This window comes from Dissulfurispira sp. (assembly GCF_036745535.1).
Lineage (GTDB): Bacteria > Nitrospirota > Thermodesulfovibrionia > Thermodesulfovibrionales > Dissulfurispiraceae > Dissulfurispira.
The window spans coordinates 1-1,318 of sequence record NZ_DAIOFX010000187.1 but is presented as its reverse complement, the minus strand read 5'-3'; the positions used below and the strand labels follow the sequence as shown (position 1 = coordinate 1,318).

Annotated in this window: 2 protein-coding genes and 1 pseudogene; all 3 read right to left on the bottom strand. The window is 40.2% G+C overall.

All coding sequences use genetic code 11. From position 1 onward, the window contains the following. Positions 1-35 precede the first annotated feature (35 nt). Positions 36-365: pseudogene (locus V7L97_RS12750) on the bottom strand (type II toxin-antitoxin system VapC family toxin); the annotation flags it as partial. A 64-nt stretch (positions 366-429) separates the two neighbouring features. Next, positions 430-681, bottom strand: a complete 252-nt coding sequence (locus V7L97_RS12745) for a CopG family transcriptional regulator (protein WP_333656585.1) — start codon at positions 679-681, stop codon at positions 430-432. Between the two features lie 173 nt (positions 682-854). Then, positions 855-1,318, bottom strand: a 464-nt coding sequence (locus V7L97_RS12740; protein ID WP_333656583.1) for a hypothetical protein, incomplete at its 5' end; no start/stop codon positions are given.

The following is a 1,318-nucleotide window of genomic DNA, read 5'->3' as shown; positions in this document are numbered from 1 at the left end:
TCCGCTAAAAAGCAATACTCTCCAGCTTTATTCTGTTAAGGAATGCACTTAAAACCCTGTTCCTCAAAATGCGGGTCAAAAGCAAAAACTGTTTTAATCGAAAGTTTGCGCATTATCTCAAAGCTTACGCAATCTACAAGACCAAGGTTCTTTCTCGATGCCGTAAGAAAGGCGCTTATGCCTGCCTCATGCGCGACATCATCGATCCACTCGATATTTATTAAAGGCAGTACATCTTCCTGAAATGTCCTGACGGATTCCATGCCAAGCCGCCGCTGTATAACCGCAAAACTTTCCAGAAGGATATAATTATTGCTCACAAGCACGGCATCAGAAGAGATCAGATTTATCCATAAATCTTTTGCCTCTGAATGATTCTCGTATCCTTGTTAAGAATAGCTACAAAAGCAGAAGTATCCATGAATACTGTCATTTATTTTCAATCGCCTCTACAAAATATTCATCATGTTTTTCTGAAAGATTTTTCAATCCGGAGCTAAAACGCCCTGCAGCCTCGATAGCCCTCCGGCGTCTCTCTTCAATATCAACCAATACTGCGGATTTTATCATTTTATCAATAGCCTGCCGTATCAGTTCCGCCACAGAAAGATGACGGGTTGTTGCAAGCCTCTTTAATGCCTCTGCCTGATCTTCTGTTAATTGAATTTGCGTTCTCACCATACACGCCTTCAGTGATTATGATTACATTTATGATTAAATGATAACAGAAAAGAAAATTATTGACAATGGAAAAGGCTGTAATAATGATGAAAAATGCGGCTGGCGGAGTTATTTGGCTCACGAAAATCCTTAAAAAGTAACATTTGCACTGCCGCATTTGGGACACTGTGGTGTTAGATAGTGTAAACTTTTTTGTGTAAAAACGAAATAGGGCAAAAAAGGGCGCACCTCCTATAAAATATTTTGTTACGCCAATTATCTGTTTTTAGCTTACCTGCCTCTTTTTTGAGTCGTTCGATCTCTTTCAGTGCCTCGTCAGCCCTTCTATTAGCATCCCTTAGCGATGCTTCCATCTCTTTTATCTTTCTGCTGTCCTTCCTAAGACTATCGAGAGACTTCGCAACCTCTTTAGTATCCGCAGATACTTTTACCTTAAGCCAATAGGTTTTTCCATCCCATTTTTCATCTACCACCTCTGCCCTTACGATTCCTGCAGACAGCACGGTTATCTGGTCTTTTGTAAGTTTAAAATCCTTTACTTCTGTCTCGCTTATAAGATATGTTCCGAATTCTTCAAGAAGGAGTCTCTTAACCATCTCAAGCGAAATAGTCCTGCTTGAATGTTTGCTGCCAAGCT